The 18,808-nt window shown below is 68.1% G+C and carries 16 protein-coding genes; 8 read left to right on the top strand and 8 right to left on the bottom strand.

Annotation, left to right across the window (positions count from 1 at the left end; genetic code table 11):
* The 3 genes from ACZ7L0_RS27955 to ACZ7L0_RS27945 all read right to left on the bottom strand — a co-directional run.
* Positions 1-1,737, bottom strand: a 1,737-nt coding sequence (locus tag ACZ7L0_RS27955) for a tetratricopeptide repeat protein (RefSeq protein WP_471245314.1), incomplete at its 3' end; no start/stop codon positions are given.
* Positions 1,738-1,829: 92 nt separating this feature from the next.
* Positions 1,830-2,204: a hypothetical protein gene (locus ACZ7L0_RS27950; RefSeq protein ID WP_471245313.1), complete on the bottom strand. Its 375-nt coding sequence runs from the start codon at positions 2,202-2,204 to the stop codon at positions 1,830-1,832.
* A gap of 340 nt (positions 2,205-2,544) precedes the next feature.
* Positions 2,545-3,603: a hypothetical protein gene (locus ACZ7L0_RS27945; RefSeq protein ID WP_471245312.1), complete on the bottom strand. Its 1,059-nt coding sequence runs from the start codon at positions 3,601-3,603 to the stop codon at positions 2,545-2,547.
* A gap of 331 nt (positions 3,604-3,934) precedes the next feature.
* Between ACZ7L0_RS27945 and ACZ7L0_RS27940 the strand changes: the two genes are divergently transcribed.
* Positions 3,935-5,050 (top strand): three-Cys-motif partner protein TcmP, encoded by a 1,116-nt coding sequence (locus ACZ7L0_RS27940; RefSeq protein ID WP_471245311.1) that lies wholly within the window; start codon positions 3,935-3,937, stop codon positions 5,048-5,050.
* A gap of 14 nt (positions 5,051-5,064) precedes the next feature.
* On the opposite strand, the gene ACZ7L0_RS27935 is transcribed toward ACZ7L0_RS27940, so the two are convergent.
* A complete protein-coding gene (locus tag ACZ7L0_RS27935) occupies positions 5,065-5,832 on the bottom strand; it encodes a DUF5131 family protein (RefSeq protein ID WP_471245310.1) in 768 nt (255 codons plus the stop codon).
* A gap of 404 nt (positions 5,833-6,236) precedes the next feature.
* On the opposite strand from ACZ7L0_RS27935, the gene ACZ7L0_RS27930 reads away from it, so the two are divergent.
* Positions 6,237-6,653, top strand: coding sequence for a hypothetical protein (locus ACZ7L0_RS27930; protein ID WP_471245309.1), 417 nt, complete (start codon positions 6,237-6,239; stop codon positions 6,651-6,653).
* A gap of 7 nt (positions 6,654-6,660) precedes the next feature.
* Here the strand turns inward: ACZ7L0_RS27930 and ACZ7L0_RS27925 are convergent, their stop codons facing one another.
* Entirely contained in the window at positions 6,661-7,395 is a 735-nt protein-coding gene (locus ACZ7L0_RS27925) for a transposase family protein (RefSeq protein WP_471245308.1), read from the bottom strand.
* A 162-nt stretch (positions 7,396-7,557) separates the two neighbouring features.
* Between ACZ7L0_RS27925 and ACZ7L0_RS27920 the strand changes: the two genes are divergently transcribed.
* The 4 genes from ACZ7L0_RS27920 to ACZ7L0_RS27905 all read left to right on the top strand — a co-directional run bounded on the left by ACZ7L0_RS27920 (position 7,558) and on the right by ACZ7L0_RS27905 (position 12,310).
* Positions 7,558-8,490 (top strand): methylenetetrahydrofolate reductase, encoded by a 933-nt coding sequence (locus tag ACZ7L0_RS27920; protein WP_471245307.1) that lies wholly within the window; start codon positions 7,558-7,560, stop codon positions 8,488-8,490.
* Between the two features lie 87 nt (positions 8,491-8,577).
* The gene (locus tag ACZ7L0_RS27915; RefSeq protein ID WP_471245306.1) at positions 8,578-9,402 is read left to right on the top strand and encodes a tyrosine-type recombinase/integrase; all 825 of its coding nucleotides are present in this window, start codon (positions 8,578-8,580) and stop codon (positions 9,400-9,402) included.
* Positions 9,399-11,840 (top strand): site-specific integrase, encoded by a 2,442-nt coding sequence (locus tag ACZ7L0_RS27910; RefSeq protein WP_471245305.1) that lies wholly within the window; start codon positions 9,399-9,401, stop codon positions 11,838-11,840. Before ACZ7L0_RS27915 ends, ACZ7L0_RS27910 begins: the two co-directional genes overlap by 4 nt.
* Before the next feature lie 155 nt (positions 11,841-11,995).
* On the top strand, positions 11,996-12,310 hold the full coding sequence (locus tag ACZ7L0_RS27905) for a hypothetical protein (protein WP_471245304.1): 315 nt from the start codon (positions 11,996-11,998) through the stop codon (positions 12,308-12,310).
* Positions 12,311-12,814: 504 nt separating this feature from the next.
* On the opposite strand, the gene ACZ7L0_RS27900 is transcribed toward ACZ7L0_RS27905, so the two are convergent.
* Together ACZ7L0_RS27900 and ACZ7L0_RS27895 are read right to left on the bottom strand one after the other, a co-directional pair.
* Positions 12,815-13,632, bottom strand: a protein-coding gene (locus tag ACZ7L0_RS27900; RefSeq protein ID WP_471245303.1) for an IS5 family transposase whose coding sequence is annotated in 2 segments (ribosomal slippage) — positions 12,815-13,290 and positions 13,290-13,632 — 819 coding nt in all. Because the reading frame shifts where the segments join, the coding sequence is not laid out codon by codon here.
* Positions 13,633-13,923: 291 nt separating this feature from the next.
* Entirely contained in the window at positions 13,924-14,949 is a 1,026-nt protein-coding gene (locus ACZ7L0_RS27895; protein ID WP_471245302.1) for a hypothetical protein, read from the bottom strand.
* A 267-nt stretch (positions 14,950-15,216) separates the two neighbouring features.
* On the opposite strand from ACZ7L0_RS27895, the gene ACZ7L0_RS27890 reads away from it, so the two are divergent.
* Positions 15,217-15,345: a hypothetical protein gene (locus tag ACZ7L0_RS27890; protein ID WP_471245301.1), complete on the top strand. Its 129-nt coding sequence runs from the start codon at positions 15,217-15,219 to the stop codon at positions 15,343-15,345.
* Positions 15,346-16,137: 792 nt separating this feature from the next.
* Here the strand turns inward: ACZ7L0_RS27890 and ACZ7L0_RS27885 are convergent.
* A complete protein-coding gene (locus tag ACZ7L0_RS27885) occupies positions 16,138-16,335 on the bottom strand; it encodes a hypothetical protein (RefSeq protein WP_351418439.1) in 198 nt (65 codons plus the stop codon).
* A 122-nt stretch (positions 16,336-16,457) separates the two neighbouring features.
* On the opposite strand from ACZ7L0_RS27885, the gene ACZ7L0_RS27880 reads away from it, so the two are divergent.
* Positions 16,458-18,808 (top strand): hypothetical protein (locus tag ACZ7L0_RS27880; protein ID WP_471245300.1); only part of this gene is annotated, 2,351 nt, incomplete at its 3' end.

Genomic DNA, 18,808 nt, shown 5'->3' with positions numbered 1-18,808 from the left:
GGAGGGGTCGCCGGCCTGGCCCTGCCAGTGGGCGGACTGGAAGCGGACGCCGAGGGTGTCGGGGTGATCCGGGCCCAGGACACGCTCGTAGTCGTGCAGCAGCTCAGCGAACGCTGCCGCGGCCCCGGAGGGGTCGCCCGCCTCGCCCTGCCAGTGGGCAAGGCTATGCCGACAAGCGAGAGTGGCCAGATCGTCCGGGCCCAGGACGCTTACGTAGTCGGGCAACAGCTCAGCAAACGCGGCAACGGCCCTTCGAGGGTCTCCTGCCGCGCCCTGGCAGTGGGCCAGGTTATGCCGGGTGGCAAGAGTGTACGGGTCGTCCGATCCAAGGCGGCGGCATGCTGCGGCAGCGAGGCTGTCGAAGTAGTCACGAGCAGCGGCACCTTGGTTGGAGTCGGCAAGGCTCTTGCCCGCTCGATACAGCACCGCGTGCGGTACAGGCCGGAAGAGAGCGACTTCAGCATTGCGGGTGAGAGCAGTGGTGTTGGCGCGCAAACCCTGACTGAGGGCAGCTTCGCGTTCGACATCAGGCCAGGAGGCCATGAGGGCGTCGGCGGCGGTACGGGCCAGCTGGTCAAAAGCCTCGGGAGCCAGGGCGTCGCGGGTGGCGCGCTGGATGAGCTGATGGACGCGTACCTCCTGATGTGTGGTGTCGGGGGTGTGGTCGATCAGGCTGAGGCGGTACAGGGCTCGCAGAGCAAGGTAGGCGTCCTCGGCTGTGACCTGCTCCGGTTCCTCGGCCCCGTCCTTGTGGGTAGGGGTGCGACGGGTGTGGAGGTGAGTGATGGCAGGCTCGCTGGTCAGGACGGTCTGGGGGATGCCGTTGGCGTCGAGCATGGCGGCCAGTTGGAGCATGGGGCGTGCCAGGCCCTCCGGGCGGAGCCGGTCGGCGTGTTCGATGGACAGAGACCAGGTGGCGGCCACCGTGTCGCGGTAGGCGTCGGGGAGGCCGCTGTCCTCGCGGAACAGGTCGGGCAGCGTACGGGCGCGGTCGGCCAGCAGAGAACGGTAGGCGGCGGCGCCCAGGCCGGAGTCGATGAGATAGGCGGCGGCCTGGGAGAGGGCCAGGGGCAGATGGCCCAGGTCGCGGGCGAGTTCCTCGACCTGCCCGGGGTCGTCGTGGCGGCGTCGGGCGGCGAGTTTGGCCCTCAGGTAGCCGACGGCCTCGCCCTTGGTGAACAGGCCGACGTCGATGAGGTGGCCGGGCAGGGCGGCGTCGCGGCGGCGGGTGGTGACCACGGTGCGGCCGTTCGGGCGCGCGGGCGGCCACAGGTCACGCCGTCCGTCCGTGCCACTCAGGTGCGTGGGGTCACTCACATCGTCGAGCACGATCAGCCATCGCCGGTCGGTGGACTGGGCCCAGGTCAGGAAGCGGACGGCGGCCCGCTCAGGGTCGTCGAGTCCGGCGCATTGAGGGTCGTCGGGGTCGGTCACCGTGACAGCGGCCTCGGCGTAAGCGCTCAGGACCGCGTCCCTGCTGGTCGCGGTGACCCACACCAGCAAGTCCACCGCCCCGGCCTGCCACGCGGTGCGGGCGTGGTGGGCGGCGAGCTGAGTCTTGCCGACCCCACCGGTCCCGGACAGCACCTGGCACAGCACCGCCGTCCCACCCCCGGCCACCGCTCGCTCCAAGGCATCGACGGCATCGCGGTGCTGGAAACAGTCCGCCTGCCGCGGGACCACGCCGACCAGCCGCGGCCAGGAGAGCGGCGCCCGCGGCGCGGCATGGTGCGTCACCGAATCGGCGCGGCCGACCACCAGGGCGCCGGACTGCGCGTACAGCGATGTCTGCGCTGAGATGTGCGGGGCCTGACTGGCGCCGGGTGCGGTCAGCGCTGCTCCGGACCCGGCATCGGAGGGTTTCCTAGGGTCACGTCGCCCATGCGCAGGGCGGCCGCCGACCCGCGGTCGGCCTTGATGTCGGCGTTGCCGCCGATGGCGATGCCGTCGTCCCCGGCCGTGACTCCGCCGGCGGCCTGCCGGGCCACCAGTTCGCGCAGTTGCCCGGCGGCTTCCTCGCGGTCCGCCTCGCCCAGACTCTCCAGTAGGTCCTCGCACCGGGCCTGCCAGGATGCCTCCAGCCGGGTACGGACCTGGTCGGCGCCACCGGGGTCGGCGCCGTCCAGTTCGAGGGCCGACCGGTCCAATCGCTCCAGGACCACCTGGGTTTCCCGCGCGTCCCGGCGGCCAAAGATCAGAGCCACCCGGTCCCGGAATCCCGACCACACCTCGGTGCCGGCCGCCGAAGCCACCGCCGCCCCGAACGCCGAAGCCAGAACAACCAACGCCTGATCCAACATGTCATCCCCCCGCAAGGCGGCCAGCCCCCATGTCCCTATGCCAGCAAAGCGTACCGAGCCGGGCACCTCACCGAACCGCCTCGTCAGACTTTGAATCGAGGGCAGATCGCGCAACGACCGTCAGGCGTCTGCCCGGCCTTCGACGCCTCGGCCCCACAGTGGCCGGTGTCGAGCTGCGCGCGAACAACTTGCCTAAAGGTGGCGGGTCTGCCCCCGGCCTGTGAGCGTCGAGCCGTGACTGGTGTCAGGTCACGGTGTATGCCTTCTCGCCCACCATGAAAGGCGCGTCAGCTGGGCCTTTGATGTAGGGGCCGCGCCAGATCACCCGGTGTCCCTGGGCGCTGGGGTACCACTGGCGGACTTTATGCATCCGGACGGTCCACCGGTGGTGGTAGATCCGGCTCGCGCCATCATCCGCCGCCGAACGCTGCGCGGGCACCTGATTGGCGAGGCGGATGACGCGCACGTCCGGGTCCGCCGGCTGAGCCCGGGCCTGGTGTGGTGGTCCGCTCTCGGCGGCCTCGCGCGGGGCGCCGAGCACGGTGACGCCTTGGGCGGCGAGCCGCCAGAACGCAAACGCGTAGCGGGCGGCGAAGTCGTCGTAGGTGTCCTTGATCCGGCCGCCGTCCCACTGCCCTTCCTCCGCCGGCAGAGCTCTGTGTTCGGCGACCTGGTTCAGGACGGTGTTCAGCCTGCGGTGCTCCTCGGAGATATCGGCGTGCTGTTCGTTGCTCTCAGCGGTGAGTGCAGCGTCGGCTCGCAGTCCGTAGATGCCGTCTGGGACGAGTGGAGGCAGCGGCGATCCGGAGGCGCGGGCCTGGGCGACGGCGAGGCGCCAGGACTGCGGCTGTACGGGGCCGTCGCGATCCATGAAACACGTGAGCTGGACCCCGGGGTACTGGGCGTCCGGCAGGACCTGATGCTGAGTGACGAACTGCCAACCGAAGGCACGGATGTCGGAAACGGAGCCACCCCGGTTCTCCACGACCACGGGTTCCGGCAGCACCAGCAGGCCTGTCCGAATGGGAATGTCCCGGTCTTTATCGAGCGTGCCGACGTCGGCGGGTTCCAGGGTGGCGGCCGCCGCCATGACGGCCGCGTGGGCGGCTGGCGAGATGATGAGGACCTCAGCGCCATCAAGAAGCTTCAAGACCTGCTGGACCTGCCACTGCGCCGCCTCGGCGGGGCTTGACGGCCATGGCGGCCTTCTCCCCTGCTTTCCGAGCATCATCGCGAACGCTAAGTTCTCGTGGTGCTCCTCAGGCACGTTGCTGTGATGAAGTACGGTGCGCAGCTCCGCCATCCGGTTGACCGTGTTCGACGCCATCATTGTGCGTACCCATACGTTGTGCTGCAGAAGCCGCAAACTGTCGGCTCGTGCTCGGTGTGCGGCACGTGCTGCCCCGGTTGCGCTCCATGTCATCGAGCTGTCCCGGCTTCGCTGCTTCTTGCCGCGACTCGCCTTGCCCACTTTCTTCCCCTCCTCGATAGCTCCGACAGGTGCTACCCGAAGCCGCCCACCGGGACACCGAGGTTACGGACCCACCCCGGCATCCCGGCCGCATGCGCTCTGGCGCCTGACGGGTACTCAGCGGACAATCGGTGCCACATTCTGTTGTCCGAGGGGGGCCGGCATGGGTGTTCTGTGGCCGTTGGAGCCTGCTACGGCAGCCAAGCACCGCCTATACCAGCGGTACTTGGACGCCTGGTGGCCGATTCTCCTGCAGACCTCCCAGCGCACGAACTACAGCAGGCCGCGGGTGACGCTGCTGGACGCGTTCGCAGGCCCGGGACGCTACGAAGGCGGCGAGCCGGGCTCGCCGGTGTTCATCCTGGACCGGCTCCTGCACCACACCGCCGTGGACCGGATGAACCTCAGCCCGCGCCGGGTGCACCTGGTCTTCATCGAGAAGGACCGGGCCCGCCACGAACATCTCCTGGCCGAACTGACGGACCGCTTTGGGAAGCTGGCCGACCTGCCGGTGCGGGTAGAGGTCCGGCGCGGCGACGCGGGCCGGGACAGCCTGCCGGTGCTGACGGAACTGGGCGCCTGGGGTAATCCGATCCTCGGCATCTTCGACAGCTGGGGCAGCGTGAACGTGCCACTGGAGGTGACCCGGCGGATAGCCCGCAACCGCTCCAGCGAGGTCATCACCACGTTTGGCCCCAACTGGTTCAGCCGCCGCGAGGAGCTGAACGCGGACATCTTCGACGAGGTGTTCGGCGGCCGCGAGCACTGGGTGCCGGCCGCGGACGAGGCCCGGCCCGATGAGCGGTGGCGGGCGTGGCTGGGCACCTACCGCAGCGCGCTGCGGCGGGCCGGGTTCAGCTACCAGCTGCAGTTCCGGCTCGTGCCCCGCACTGGCCAGCCTCTGTACCTGGTCTTCGGCACCGGCAGTGACGCGGGGCTGAAGGCCATGAAGGAAGCGATGTGGAAGGTCGACGACCGTGACGGGGAGAGCTTCCAGGATCCCCGTACCCGCGGGGCCAAGCCGGACGGGCAGCTCGACATCTTCCAGGTCTCCGACGCCTGCGACCCGGAGCTGATCGAGCTGGTCACCCAGCGTCTCGCGCTCGGCAGGGCGACGGTGGAGACCGTCGGGCAGTGGCTGCTGACCGAGACCGCCCGCTGGATGCCCACCCACGCGCTGAAAGCTGTGCGGCAGATGCGGCAGGACGGCTCCGTCGCGGTCCAGTCGCCGGGCAAGCTGAGCAGCAAGAGCTGGGTCAGCCTGCCCGGCGCGGCCTGATCCAGCTCCGCCGGTCAAACCTGAGCGATATCCCTGACCTTCGGGTATTCGCGCACCCGCAGGGCGGTGGGGAACCGGGTGATGTCCTTGTGGTGCGTCTTGTCCCAGCAGGAGCCGAGCTGCTTGACGAACGGCGCGGTCCCAGAGCGCCGGCACCGCTCGACGATGTCGGCGGCCCACTCCTCACGCATCGGCCGGGCACCTGGCCCGGACTCGCCGCCTACGATCGCCCAGTCGATGCCGGTCAGGTCCAGATCCGTGAGCGGGCCGAGCAGCGGTTCACACGACAAGAACCGGACGGCCGCCGGAACGAGCCGCAGGTCATCCACGCGCGGCAGCTCTCTGGCGGTCTCCACCGACACACCCATCCACAGGTTGGTCGGCCACTCGAGGCGGCTGGCGACCAGCCGCAGCCGCCGCGCCCGCTTGGTCAGCACCTGGTATGTGTGCTGCGGCGTGTCCGCGATCACATCGAAGACCCGCCGCACGTAGTCCAGTGGCACCCGCGCGTGGAACAGGTCGCTCATGGAGTTCACGAACACCGTCCGCGGACTCCTCCACCCGTACGGTACAGAGAGCGCCTCCGGGTGCAGCGTCAGCCCGAACCCCGGCCCCGAGGTGCGCGGGTCCCCGTCGTTCTGGTACTTCGCCGACCCCATCGCCTTCAGCCGCTTCGCCAGCGTGAGGGCGTAGCAGTGGTCGCAGCCGGCCGACACCCGGTCGCAGCCCGTCGTTGGGTTCCAGGTCGCCTCGGTCCACTCGATGGAGCTGCGGTCGCTCACTGGTCCCCTCCTACCCTCACGTCCACGGCGTCCCCGCAATGGACGGCTTCCTCTGCGCGCTGCCCAACGATGCCGTCCCGGCCGGAGTCGCGGCATACGAACGCCGGTATCCGACCGCATCCGATCCGTTTCCACGCTTTCATAATCGAATCTCCGTTTGGATACCGTGGCGGTGACATTTCCGTTGCTCATGCCGTCAGCGCCCGCGCCACCGGCCCCGCTGTCTGTCCGGCGCGCTCCCAGCGAGCCCGACGCAGCGCCGTCCGGCGGTTCGTCTCGGCCGCCCTGGAAGTGCTGGGCGTGTTGACTGAACTAATAGCGAAGTTTTCGCAGGTCAGAGGCTTGTCTGCTAGCTTCCCCGCATGTCTGCATCAAGCAGTCCCGAAAGGGACTTATCTGCGTTCGTGCTGCCCGAGATCGGCAAGCTGCACGAGACGGGCAATCCGTGGGAGCCGTACCGGCTGATGGATCCCGCAGGATCCCTGGTGGAGCCCGTGGCGTTGTATCTCAAGGACCTGCTCGCCGGTCATACCCCCGCGACAACCCTGCGGTCGTACGGGAACGACCTGCTGCGTTGGTGGCGGTTCCTGTGGGCTCTCGATCTGGAGTGGGACCGGGCGCCCCGGACGGATGCTCGGGACTTCATGCTGTGGATGCAGTTGGCGGACAAGCCGAAGCGGGTCCACTGGCGTCACCGCGGTAAGCCGAAAGCGAGGCCGCCGGCTCGCAGGGTGGGAACGTCTGAGCCTGGGACACCGAACCTGGTGACCGGCAAGCCTACGATCGGGAAGAAGTACGCCAAGAGCACTCAGGCTCACTGAGGGTTTCTCATCCTGAGCGCCAGGCGATCTCGATGGCGTGAACGGCGGCGACCGTGCGGCCGATTCGGTTGGTGCTGCAGCGTGCTTTGCGGAGGATTCGCCATTGCTTGAGGCGGGCGAAGGCGCGTTCTCCCAGCCGAGTGTGGTCGCGGTTGAACTGGGCGTACTTCTCGGGCAGGTCGCGGCCGTAGTAAGGGGTGCGGATAGTGGCACCAGCTCCGCGGTAGGCGCGGTCGGCGAAGACGAGGAGCTGACGGGACAGGCATGCCTGGATCACACCGTGCGCGCGGGCCGCGGTCAGGTCGTGCGTGCGGCCGGGCAGTGCCCGCGAGAACCACAGCGGCCTGCCGTCCGGGGCAGCCACGACCTGCACGTTCATCCCGTGACGGCGGTGCTTCATCGAGTAGTACGGCTCATCCGCCGCGATGCGGTCCGTGGCGATCAGGGTGCCGTCGAGGATGACGAACCCTTCTGGTGGCAGCTCGCACAGAGCCTCGTGCAGGCTCGGAGCGCGCTCGGCGAGGATCTCGACAGTCTCAGTCACGTACCGACCGGCGGTGGCGGTGGAGACGCCGAACCCCGCGGCGACCTGGGCCAGGGTCTCGTTCTTGCGCAGGTGCACCGGGACGAGCAGGGCCTGCCTGAAGCAGCCCAGCTTGCGCCAGCGGGAGCTCACCTCACACCTTCGGGCGTAGATGAGCCAGGAAACGTGCTCAACGACCTCGTGAGGGACGTCGAGCATGGCACGATACGGGACCAACAGGGCTCCTATGTCGAGACGTTGGCGAGTGAGATCACCAGCGCAACGACCAGGAGCCCTGCCGCGTTACGGACCCCGACCGCCAGTCGCCACCACCCGCGAACCACAAGATCAGAAGCGTTCGTGGGATGAAATAATGCACGAATGGCTTCCCCCGAGACCGTGACAGCCGCCGAGCTCATGGACCGCACCCGTGACGGCGTCCTGCTCTTCGGCCTGACCCCGCCACGGCAGACCACCACCCCAGAGCAGGCCGACGCCGTCGCCGCCGCGGCCCTGACCCGGCTCCGGTCGGTGCAGGTCGACGGGCTCATCCTCTACGACGTGGACGCCGAGGCCGACCGGACCGAGGCCCCGCGACCGTTCCCGTTCATGCCGATGATGGACCCGGCCCACTTCCTCGACGGCCACCTCGCCGACTGGGCCGGCCCGGTGATCGTCTACCGTGCCGTGGGCAAGTACACCGGCGACCAGCTGGACCGCTGGTGGTCGCAAGCCGACCGCGACCGGGTGCTGACCGTCTTGGTCGGCGCGGCCTCCGGGCACCAGGTGGTCCGGACGAGCCTTCCCGAGGCCTACCGCCGGCATGCCGGGTTCTCCCTCCCGCCGCGGATGGGCGGCGTGGTCATCGCCGAACGGCACGCCGCCTCGGGGACGGAGCACGCACGCATGCTGCGTAAGCAGGACGCCGGCTGCGAGTTCTTCGTCTCCCAGGTCTGCTACGACCTGGACCACACCCGCAACATGCTCTCCGACTACACCCACGGCTGCCGCGACCAGGGCCTGGACCCGAAGCCGGTAGTGCTGACCCTGGCCCCGTGCGGGTCGGTGAAGACCCTGGAGTTCATGACCTGGCTCGGCATCGAGGTCCCGCGATGGCTCCAGGCCGAGATCACCCGCGGCGACCCCCTCGCCGCGTCGTACGAGCAGTGCCTCCTCAACGCCCGGGCCCTGATCGCGTACTGCCGCCGCCTCGGCCTGCCTTTCGGGATCAACGTCGAGAGCCTCACCAACCGCAAACTGGAGATCGACGCCTCCATCGACCTCGTCCGGGAGATTCGCGACCTGCTGGGCTGAGTCATCGTCAGGTCGGCAAGCGGTCGCCGCCGTTCACGCCATCGAGATCGCCTGGCGCTCAGGATGAGAAACGCTCACTGCGAGACGGTGCTGCGGACCTTCTACGACTTCCACCTGGACAGCAACTCCGGCTCACTGCTGATCAACCCCTTTCCTCTGGACCGCTCCCGGAGGAGGGGCCGGGCGAACGCTCATCACAACCCGATGGATGAGTTCAGGAACGAACGTAAAGGCCGATATCGGCCTTCCGTCCCGGAGCGGGTGCCGCGCAGGATCCCGGACGACAAGTACACCGAGGTTTTTGCCGGGCTGCGCTCGCACCGTGATCGCGCCCTCCTCGCCTTCTGGGTCTCCACCGGCACCCGCGCCAGCGAGCTCCTCACCTCCAGCGAGCGCCACGTCTTCCCAGGACAGCAACTCATCGGCGTCATCCGGAAAGGCACCCGGGCCTATCAGCAGGTGCCGGCGTCGCCGGACGCGTTCGTCTGGCTGCGGCTCTACCAGGAGGACGCTTGGCGCAAGGGTGCTCCACGCGGACGGGGCGAGCCGCTGTGGTGGACCTTGCGGCGGCCTTGGCGCCCGCTGAACTACCACGCGGCTCGGGCGATGTTCGTCCGCGTGAACGAGCTGCTGGGCTCGAACTGGACCTTGCACGATCTACGGCATACCGCGACGTTCCGGATGACCGAGGACCCGGAGATGTCGCTCGTCTACGTGCAGCACATCCTCGCGCACAAGTACCAGACGACCTTGCAGAAGTACCTCAACCCGAGCAAAGACGAAGTGATCACCGCAGGTCTCGCTCACTTCGCACGTTTGGAGCAGCGGCGCCGCAACCCGCCGCCGGCACCCACCGCCCCGGCCTACAACACGGAATCGCTCAACGTCCTGTTCGGAGGAGCACACCCATGACCATCGCGGTCCCCGACACGCAGCAGGATCTCCGCTCCACTCGCCCCCTGGCCGGCGTTGAGGCGGCCAAACTGCTGCAGCGTTTCCCACCACGACCACGCCCTACGGATTGGCCGGTTACCTCCCTGAACCGGGCGGACCTCCACGACTGGCTCCGCCACCCCGACCGGCGTCTGCCGGGCGCCGAAGGCAGTCAGTCAACCCGGATGGTCGGCGCCCGTCTGTTGCTGCGGTGGATGGAGATGTTTCCGGGCGACACCTGGCAGCAGCGCTGGCTGGCCTCCCCTGCGGCCGAGGAGCAGAAGGGCTGGTACGCACACGTCCAGGCCTACTCCCGGACGCTGGGCCGGAAAACTCCGGCTGCGACGATTCAGGCGGGGATGCATGCGCTGATCTGCGCTGATGCCATCCGGCCCAGTCTCACATGGCTCATGGCCAATTCGTCGAGGTTCGCCCGACCGGCCATTCAGCACAGCAGGGACCCCGAAGGCTTCGCTCGCATGGAGGCGGCCGGCTGCCCCGGGGACGGAGACATGGGCACCGCCTCGGCGGCACTTCTGGCCATCGCCCAGATCATCGTGGCTTACGGCGGCACGGTCCAGGACATCACTGTCGGAGACTGCCTGGCCCTGTTGCAGGCTGCAGGTCCCCGCAAGACCGCCGCGCGCAATGCGCGGCTCGCCTACCTCTGGCTCAGGGAAATGGGACAGTTCCCGCCGGACGCGCCAGGCAGTCTGCTCAGCTTCTCCAACCGTGCCGGACAGGTGAGCGTCGACATGCTCGTCGACCGCTACCAGCTGCAATGCAAACCGGTTCGGGATCTGATCGTCGACTACCTCAACGAGCGCCGCCCCAGCATCGACTACAGCTCACTCAGGCAACTGTCGACGGTGCTGGCCAAGCTGTTCTGGTCCGACATCGAACACCATCATCCGGGGATCGAGTCCTTGCGCCTCGACAAGGAAGTCGCCGCCGCCTGGAAAGCCCGGCTCGCCACGAAGACGGTCCGCCGTCGGCAACCTGACGGCACTACCGCACTCGTCACCGAACCGCGGGAGACCGCCGCGGCGGTGAAGCAGATGGTCAGAGCGTTCTACCTCGACATCGCACACTGGGCGATTGAGGAGCCTGAACGGTGGGGCCGCTGGGCAGCGCCGGTCCCGATCAGCCAAGACGAGTGGTCGACCAGGAAGCTCGGACAACAGCAGAAGTCCCGCTCGGACCAGCGGACTCGTGAACGCTTGCCGGTGCTGCCGGCTCTGGTCCGCGTCGCGGAACGTCGACTCAAGGACGCCAGAACCAGGTTGGACGCTCTGAACGCCGCCAGTCCGGGCGCCACGATCACGGTGCTGGGCGAGACCTTCACTCTCGCGCGCCGGACCGCTCGGCTCGACGGCCGGCCCGTGAACGCCTACGACGCTGGTGGCCGTCGGCGCCACCTGGGAACAGAGGAGAAGCGAGCCTTCTGGGCCTGGGCAACGATCGAGATCCTGCGGCACACGGGGATCCGGATTGAAGAGCTCGGCGAGATCGGCCACCACAGCATCATCAGCTACAAGCTGCCAACCAGCGGAGAAGTCATTCCGCTTCTCCAGATCGCGCCATCGAAGAACGATCAAGAGCGGCTTCTGCTGGTGACGCCTGAACTTGCGGACGTACTCAGCGCAGTCATCTCGCGGGTCCGCTCGGCGAACGGCCCCGTCCCTCTCGTCCATAGCTACGACTCCCACGAGAGGACGTGGAACCCGCCGATGCCGCTTCTCTACCAGTGGCACGTCAGCGGAGAGAACCGCCAGATCTCGCAACACACCATCCGCGAGGCACTCAACGAGACCCTCATGGCATCCGGACTCACCGACACGTCAGGCAGACCGCTCACCTTCGCACCCCACGACTTCCGGCGGATCTTCATCACGGACGCCATCATGAACGGCCTGCCTCCACACATCGCGCAAGCCGACTGGGAGGACGGCGAGGCCACCGGTGTGGTGAATCCTCACTACTGCGACGGCCCGCAGACCTGGATCGAGATCACGTCCAAGAAGAATTACCACGTGCCGTCGTGGTGGAATGGCACGAAATACAAGGACGGCCCCGGCGGCAGCATGACCGTGAGCGTCACCAAGAGCGGCACCATCGGCATGGAGATCACAGCCGGCGCGGAAGCTGAGGCGGGTGCAGTACTCGCCAAGGCCAAGACGAGCATCAGCGTCAAGGTGGCCGGAAGCGTGACGATCACGACCGGGCACACCTACTCCCATAACATCTCCAGTCACAAATACGGCCACCTGCAGTACGGTTCGTGGGGCTACAAGATCTCGTGGAAGAAGTGGCGGCGCAGGGGTGACGGCTGTGGTAGCCCGACCCTCGTCAAGAGCGGCACCGCGACACTCCCGACCAAGGAAACGGGCTGGAAATATTGGGAGACCTCCTCATGAGGCCGACGCCTGCGTGGCTACTTGGCACCGTACTGGTCCCGGTCCTGTGCCTGACGGCTTGCACGTCCGGCAAAGACCCTTCGCCTGACCGGTCCGCAACTGCCTCCCCTCATGCCAGCGCAGAGCCCTCGGCAGACAAGAAGCTCACCGCACAGGTGAAGACGGCACTCGATGCCGTCACTGAGCAGGGCAAGTCGATGGTTGAGTCGGGGGTGGAACGTGTCTCCGACGGCATCCACACCCAGCCCGACCTTTCGGCCGGAAGCACCTACAAGCTGACAGTAGTCTGTGCCGGAAAGGGCAGTGCGGAAATCGCATTTACCCCCGTCAAGGCTGCAGCAAAAAAGGCCGTACCTTGCGATCGCTCCGTAGTCTTCGAGCGCTTCACGGGCAGCAAGGGCCTGCGAATCGACGTCCAGGGCGACGCTCAAGCGTCCGGAATGATCGCCTGGCGGATCAACACCGTGTGAGCCGCTGCTTGGGGCCGCGTCACCGAAAACAGACGCGGCCCCAAGCTTCTGATCGCCTCACCAGAGTGCCCCGTTAACCTGCCGAACGCCGCCTGGCACAAACCCGGTCGCACGGGGTGGTTCTTGCCGTCGACGGGTGAGTTCTGGCATAGGCCCACCGGACCGTCGCCCCTCGGGACGCAGTGCTCGTCTTCCACGGCGTCGGCGGCATCGCAGAGCCGTGGGAGACAGGGGACGCTGATAGCTCCACCGCCCGTCGGATCAGCCGGTCTTTCGCTTCGTCAACGGCTGTGGAGCGACGTCGTGGGGCTCCATCTGCGCTACCAGGGCCATGTCTGGGCGGTGTCGACGAAGCGGGAGTAGTGACCCTGGAAGGCGACTGTCCGCTCAGCCTCCGATGTGTTCCAGCCCCTGTCCGGACGACGTGCACCCGGCACGCCACCGGAAGTAACTCTCAGGCTACCGGCAGGAACTGACATGCCGACAGCCCACTAAGACCGTGTCCTACATGGTGAGTTTCAGGAGCCGCTTGTAGCAGCAGAGGGCTGCGGCGAGGCCGAGAAAGGCCAGGTAGTTGCGTGGGTGGCGCTCGTATCGGGGGCTGAGTCTGCGGTAGCCGGACAGCCAGGACATCGTCCGCTCGATGACCCAGCGGCGTCGTCCTAATCGTTCGCTGGACTCGATGCCTTTGCGGGCGATGCGTACTCCGATGCGCTTCCCGCGGAGCCATCTGCGCAGGTCGGCGCGGTCGTAGGCTTTGTCCGCATGCAGGCGCTGGGGCTTGAAGTATCGGCCACGGTGGGGGTCGTGTCTCGTTTGGTGACCCTCGACCATGGGCTTCAGCCCTTCGCTGTCGTGGGTGTTGCCGGCTGAGACACCGACGAGGAGAGGCAGTCCGTTCGCGTCCGACAAGATGTGCATCTTGGAACCCGGCTTGCCCCGGTCCACGGGGCTCGGACCTGTGTGTTCGCCCCCTTTTTCGCCCTGACGTGGGCGGTGTCGAGGACGACGCGGGTGACGTCGATCAGGCCCGCGTCGTCGAGCCGGTGCAGCACGGCTTCGTGGAGCCGGCCCCAGACGCCGGCACGCGACCAGATGAGGAACCGGCGGTGAGCGGTCGACTTCGATATCCCGAAGCAGGGCGGCAGAGCCCGCCAGGCACAGCCGCTGACCAGCACGTAGATGATGGCCGCGAACAGCGTCTCATCAGGCGTGTCCTGTGTCCCGCCGCCCTGCGGCCGCACCCTTGAGGGTGGGATCAGCGGCTTCGCGATCTCCCACAGACCGTCCGGAACAATCCAACTCCACGTACCCCGCCCCATGACCAGACCAACGACCGCCTCACCACATAGGACACGGTCTTAGAACTGTCTCATCGAGCGGGACCGGGGTTGGAGGCAGCGTGAGTGGCCTTGGGGTCGGTCTACTCGGTGCTGTTGCCGCTGCAGTCGGCTCTGCGGAGGCTTGGTGCCGCTACCGGACGGCTACCGGCGGTGCCTGAAGACGCCGCGGCGCTTCTGGGCCTCCGCCTCGGCATGGGCGGTGGCTTCCTCGGCGGCAGGTATGCCTCGCAGGCGGGGCGAACAGGTTGGGGGGCGCCGTCCTGCAAACACTTAGCCGTCCGCCTTCGGAATGCCCCGGTGCGGCAGATTCGTCGTCGCCTCCCACAGACGGGCGAACTGCCGCATTCGGTGATCCACATACGCATGCCGGGCGTTCACCTTGGCGTCCTTAGAGTCCCGGTCGATCTCGTAGGACACTTCCCGGTCGAAGACCATGAAGGCACGCTTCAACCCAAGCTGGGCCCAGGCCGGCAGCTCCGACAGGGCCACCAAGCGGGCGTCGATGCCGACAATGCGGTGGATGGTGCACAGTGCCGTGAGCTCGTCGTCGATCTCGTCGGGGGTGTCGACGAGGAACAGACGCCGTATCTCCACCCCACGCACGAGGGCGCGGCTCTGTTCCTTCAGATAGCGGGAGGCGGCAACGTTGCCCCAGACGTCGTGGTCGCCAGAGGTGCTGATGGCGTCGAGACTGTGCCTGATGCAGCGAGTGAGGGCAAGGAGCCAGTGCTGGTTCTCTGCATCGAGGTCGACGCTGCCCCTGCTGAGGTTCTCTATCACTCCCGCGAGCCGCTCGATCTGCTCGTTGGCGAAGGTGCTCACCATCTCGGAGCTGAGCTTGCCGTCCGTCGTCGCTTTGTCGGCCTGCTCATCAACCTCGTCCAAGCGGAGCATCGACTGGTCCGCGTTGCCTAAGAGCTCGGTCGGCGCGTTGATAAGCGGGAACATGTCGTCCAGGTCAGTGGTGGTAAGAAGGCGGCCCGCGCGGTAGTCCTCCACGAGTCTGCGCAGCACATGCCCTTGTGGTAGGCGTTCCAACTCATCCTGTGCCGGGTCACATGCTCGCTGTTCTCCGCCACCTCCCGGTGAAGAAGTGTCAGCCACCGCGGCAGCGTCCCAAAGACCATGGAAGCGCTTCACCTCAGCCGAAACGCCGATTCCAGGTGCTTTGCTCGCCAGATGCTCCACCAGCACCTCTACGAGACCCCAGGCAGGCAGTCGGGGCTTGGTGAAGGCGTCGTGGATCCGGCTCGAACTGGCCACTCCGTCACCGAGCGCACGGGACAAATCGCGCACTGAAGGCCACCCCGCCCGCCGATGGAGCGCATGCAGTTCATCGCTCAGCTGCTTGCGTGGCCCGGGGGCCAGTGCAGGCGGTGTGAGTCGAGCCATGAGCCATCCCCATGTGTCCAGAAGCGTACGATTTCGTCCGACCGACAACGTACAGGGTCCGAACTCGTAAGTCTGCGTGTTGAGTTGTAAGGGTGCGTCAAGCCATGTCAGCGATCCGTTCCAGCAGAAGAGCCTGGATGAGAGCGATCAAGCCTCACTCAGGAGGACAGGATGCTGAACACGGCAATGAAGCTGATAGCCGAAGGGTTGTTGACGCAGCTGCCCGCCAGCTTGCTCACGGCGTCCCTCACCGCACTGGCTGTCTGGGGGATCCGTAAATGGCGCAAGCGTCACAAGTGATCGGGCTGCCCCATGAGCTCGGCTGGGAGAAGCGAGGCCCGGGCTGGTCCCTACTCTGAAGAAGGCAAGCGACCTCTAGCAATTTTCCTGCCGGGGACGCTTCGGTGCTTCTGGTGGCTACTGGCAGGCGAGTCCGGCGGGGTTGATATCGACGGAGAACGGGTTCTCGAGCCGCGGCAGGCTGGCCGGCCACCACCCACCGCGGCACCCGGCAGGTCCACCAGGTCGCGGGCGCCTCATGGGCACGTCTGCCCGCCTCACTCGCCATCGCCGCGACTACGGTTTGCTTCAGGAAGCCAGGTCTGGTTCTCAGACGCCAACTCCCAACCTGTCTCATGAGACACATCGAATTCTGGAGAAGGACGGCCACCGGACCGTGCTGTGGCGCACCGAGGACGGCGTCCGGCTGCAGTCGCGGACCGGCCGCGACGTCACCGTCCTCTGGATGGACCTGAGCGTGGCCGCCATGAGCCTGCCGCCCGGCGTGATCCTGGACGGCGAGGCCGTGGTGTACTTCGCCACCGACGACGGCACCGTGCACATCAGCTTCGCCGCGGCGCAGTCCTGCGCGCTGTCCCGCCCCCGCCGCGCGAAGGAGCTCGCCGACCAACACCTGGCGACGTACGTAACTGGAGTACGCACGGGTTCCGGCCCCATCGCTGGGGCTCGATCGAGGGACGAATATCCCGTGCTCTTGGGCTCCCGTGCAGGTCAGCGCAAGTCTGCGATGTTCAGGCACGTCTGGCACGTAGTTGAGCGCGGTCTGGTAGGTGGCCTGCCGTCGCAGGATCATCAGGTCAGGAGGGTGGTGAAGACGCTGGCTACGGTGGCGGCGAGTGTGATGACCGCTGCGAAGGTGACGGCAGCGCGGGTGAGGGCGGCGGGGTAGGTGGCGCCGTCCATGCGGGCGAGTTTGCCCGCGCCGGCGGCGGCCAGCAGCGCGACGACGATCACGATTGCGGTGGCGAGGAGGACGACGGCGACGGTCACGACAGACTCCCGTTACACGATGGGGTGTTGACGTGGTCGACGGTCGTAGAAGTGGTGTGCGCTGGGGTTCGCCGGGACGAAGATGAACACCGGCGAACACATCACGGCCCGGGGACGAGCACGTGCGCGACGAGCAGAACGGCCACAATCCGGCACTCACCGAACTGCGCAGGAGACTGGATGACGGACTGGCCCGCATGCGGCTGAACAAGACGCTGCTGGCCGGCCGGGCGGGGCTGGGGCGAACGACCGTGTCGGAGGCCTTCCAGGCCGACGGGCCGGTGCCCTCGGCGCAGACCGTGGCGGCGCTGGCCCGCGCGCTCGATCTGCCGGTCCAAGAGTTACTGGCGCTGCAGCGGGACGCGGCCGGGGGAGGGGGCGGTGAACGGCCGGGGCCCGGCAGGTTGATCGGGGAGTGGGAGCCGCACGATCTGGAGGTCCATCCGGCCGGGCACAGCAAGATTGTTGACGGCTCGGATGCGCCCGGGGTACGGGTGCTGTCCGGGTATGTGCGGCGCGACCATGACCGGGTGCTGGCCGAGGCGGTGCGGGATGTGGCGGCCGGCCGCAGCCGGATCGTGGTCCTGGTGGGCGCCTCGTCGACCGGGAAGACCCGGGCGTGCTGGGAGGCCGTCCAGCCGCTCGCGGACCGGGGTTGGCGGCTTTGGCATCCCTTCGACCCGACCCGGGCCGAGGCCGCCCTGGAGGACCTACACCATGTCCAGCCGCGCACCGTGGTGTGGCTGAACGAGGCCCAGCACTACCTCGGGAACCGGGCGGCCGGTGAGCAGGTCGCAGCGGCCGTGCACCACCTGCTGGTCACCCCGGAGCGCGGGCCGGTCCTCGTGCTGGGCACGCTCTGGCCCGAATACGCCCGCCAATACACGACCCTGCCCGCGCCGGGCGGGGACGATCCGCACAGCCGGGTAAGGGAACTGCTCGCCGGCCGCACCCTGACCATCCCGGATTCCTTCGACGCCCCAGCCCTGGCCGCGGCAGCCGCCCTCGCCGAGGGCGGTGACCGGCTGCTGGCCGACACCCTCACCCGCGCCCACACCGACGGGCGCATCACCCAGGACCTGGCTGGTGCCCCCGAACTCCTAACCCGCTACCAGCACGCGAGCCCGGCCGCCAAAGCTCTGCTGGAAGCAGCGATGGACGCACGCCGCCTCGGCGTCGGCCTGCACCTCCCGCAGGCCTTCCTCACCGACGCCGCGATCGACTACCTCAGCCAGACCGACTACGACCAGCTCACCGACGACTGGGCCGAAACCGCCTTCGCCGAACTCGCCAAACAGGTCCACGGCAAACAAGCCCCACTGCGCCGCACCACCCCCCGACCCCCACGACGCCCACCCACCCCCTCCACAGCCTCAGCCCCGCCCTCCCCACAGCAGGCGGGACCGGTGTTCCGGCTCGCCGACTACCTCGAACAGCACGGCCGCACCACCCGTAGGCGGCTGTGTCCGCCCGCCTCCTTCTGGCATGCCGCCCACGCCTGCCTCACCCATCCGGACGACCTGGCCAACCTCACCCGCGCAGCCCAGGTCCGGCATCGCCTGCAGTGGGCCCACCACCTCCGCCACCGGGCTGCCGAGACCGGCGACACCTTCGCCCTGCTCCACCTGGCCGTGATGCGGGAGGAGGCCGGGGACCGGGAAGGCGCCGGAACCCTGGCCCGACAGGCCGCCGACCACGGCAACACCGCCGCCCTGTACCGCCTGGCCGAGATGCGGGAGGAGGCCGGGGACCGGGAGGGCGCCGAAGCCCTGGCTCGGCAGGCCGCCGACGCCGGCAGCCCCTTCGCCCTTCGCCACCTGGCCGAGATGCGAGAGGAGACCGGGGACCAGGAGGGCGTCGAAACCGTCTACCGGCAGGCCGCCGAGACCGGCGACACCTTCGCCCTGCTCCGCCTGGCGGTGATGCGGGAGGAGGCCGGGGACCAGGAGGGCGCCGAAGCCCTGGCTCGGCAGGCCGCCGACGCGGGCAGCACTGGCACCCTGTTCAGCCTGGCGGTGATGCGGGAGGAGGCCGGGGACCAGGAGGGCGCCGAAATCCTGGCCCGGCAGGCCGCCGACGCCGGCAGCTCCTTCGCCCTGCGCCGCCTGGCGGTGATGCGGGAGGAGGCCGGAGACCGGGAGGGCGCCGAAATCCTGGCCCGGCAGGCCGCCGACGCCGGAGACACCGAGGCCCTGCGCCGCCTGGCCGAGATGCGGGAGGAGGCCGGAGACCGGGAGGGCGCCGAAACCGTCTGCCGGCAGCCCGCGGACACCGGCGACACCGGTGACACTGGCGCCCTGCGCCGCCTGGCCATGATGCGGGAGGAGGCCGGGGACCAGGAGGGCGCCGAAGCCCTGGCTCGGCAGGCGGTTGACGCCGGTGACACTGGCGCCCTGCGCCGCCTGGCCATGATGCGGGAGGAGGCCGGGGACCAGGAGGGCGCCGAAGCCCTGGCTCGGCAGGCGGTTGACGC

Source organism: Streptomyces sp. NPDC039424 (assembly GCF_055639495.1).
The sequence above is the reverse complement of the archived record's forward strand: the minus strand, read 5'-3'. Positions and strand labels throughout refer to the sequence as shown.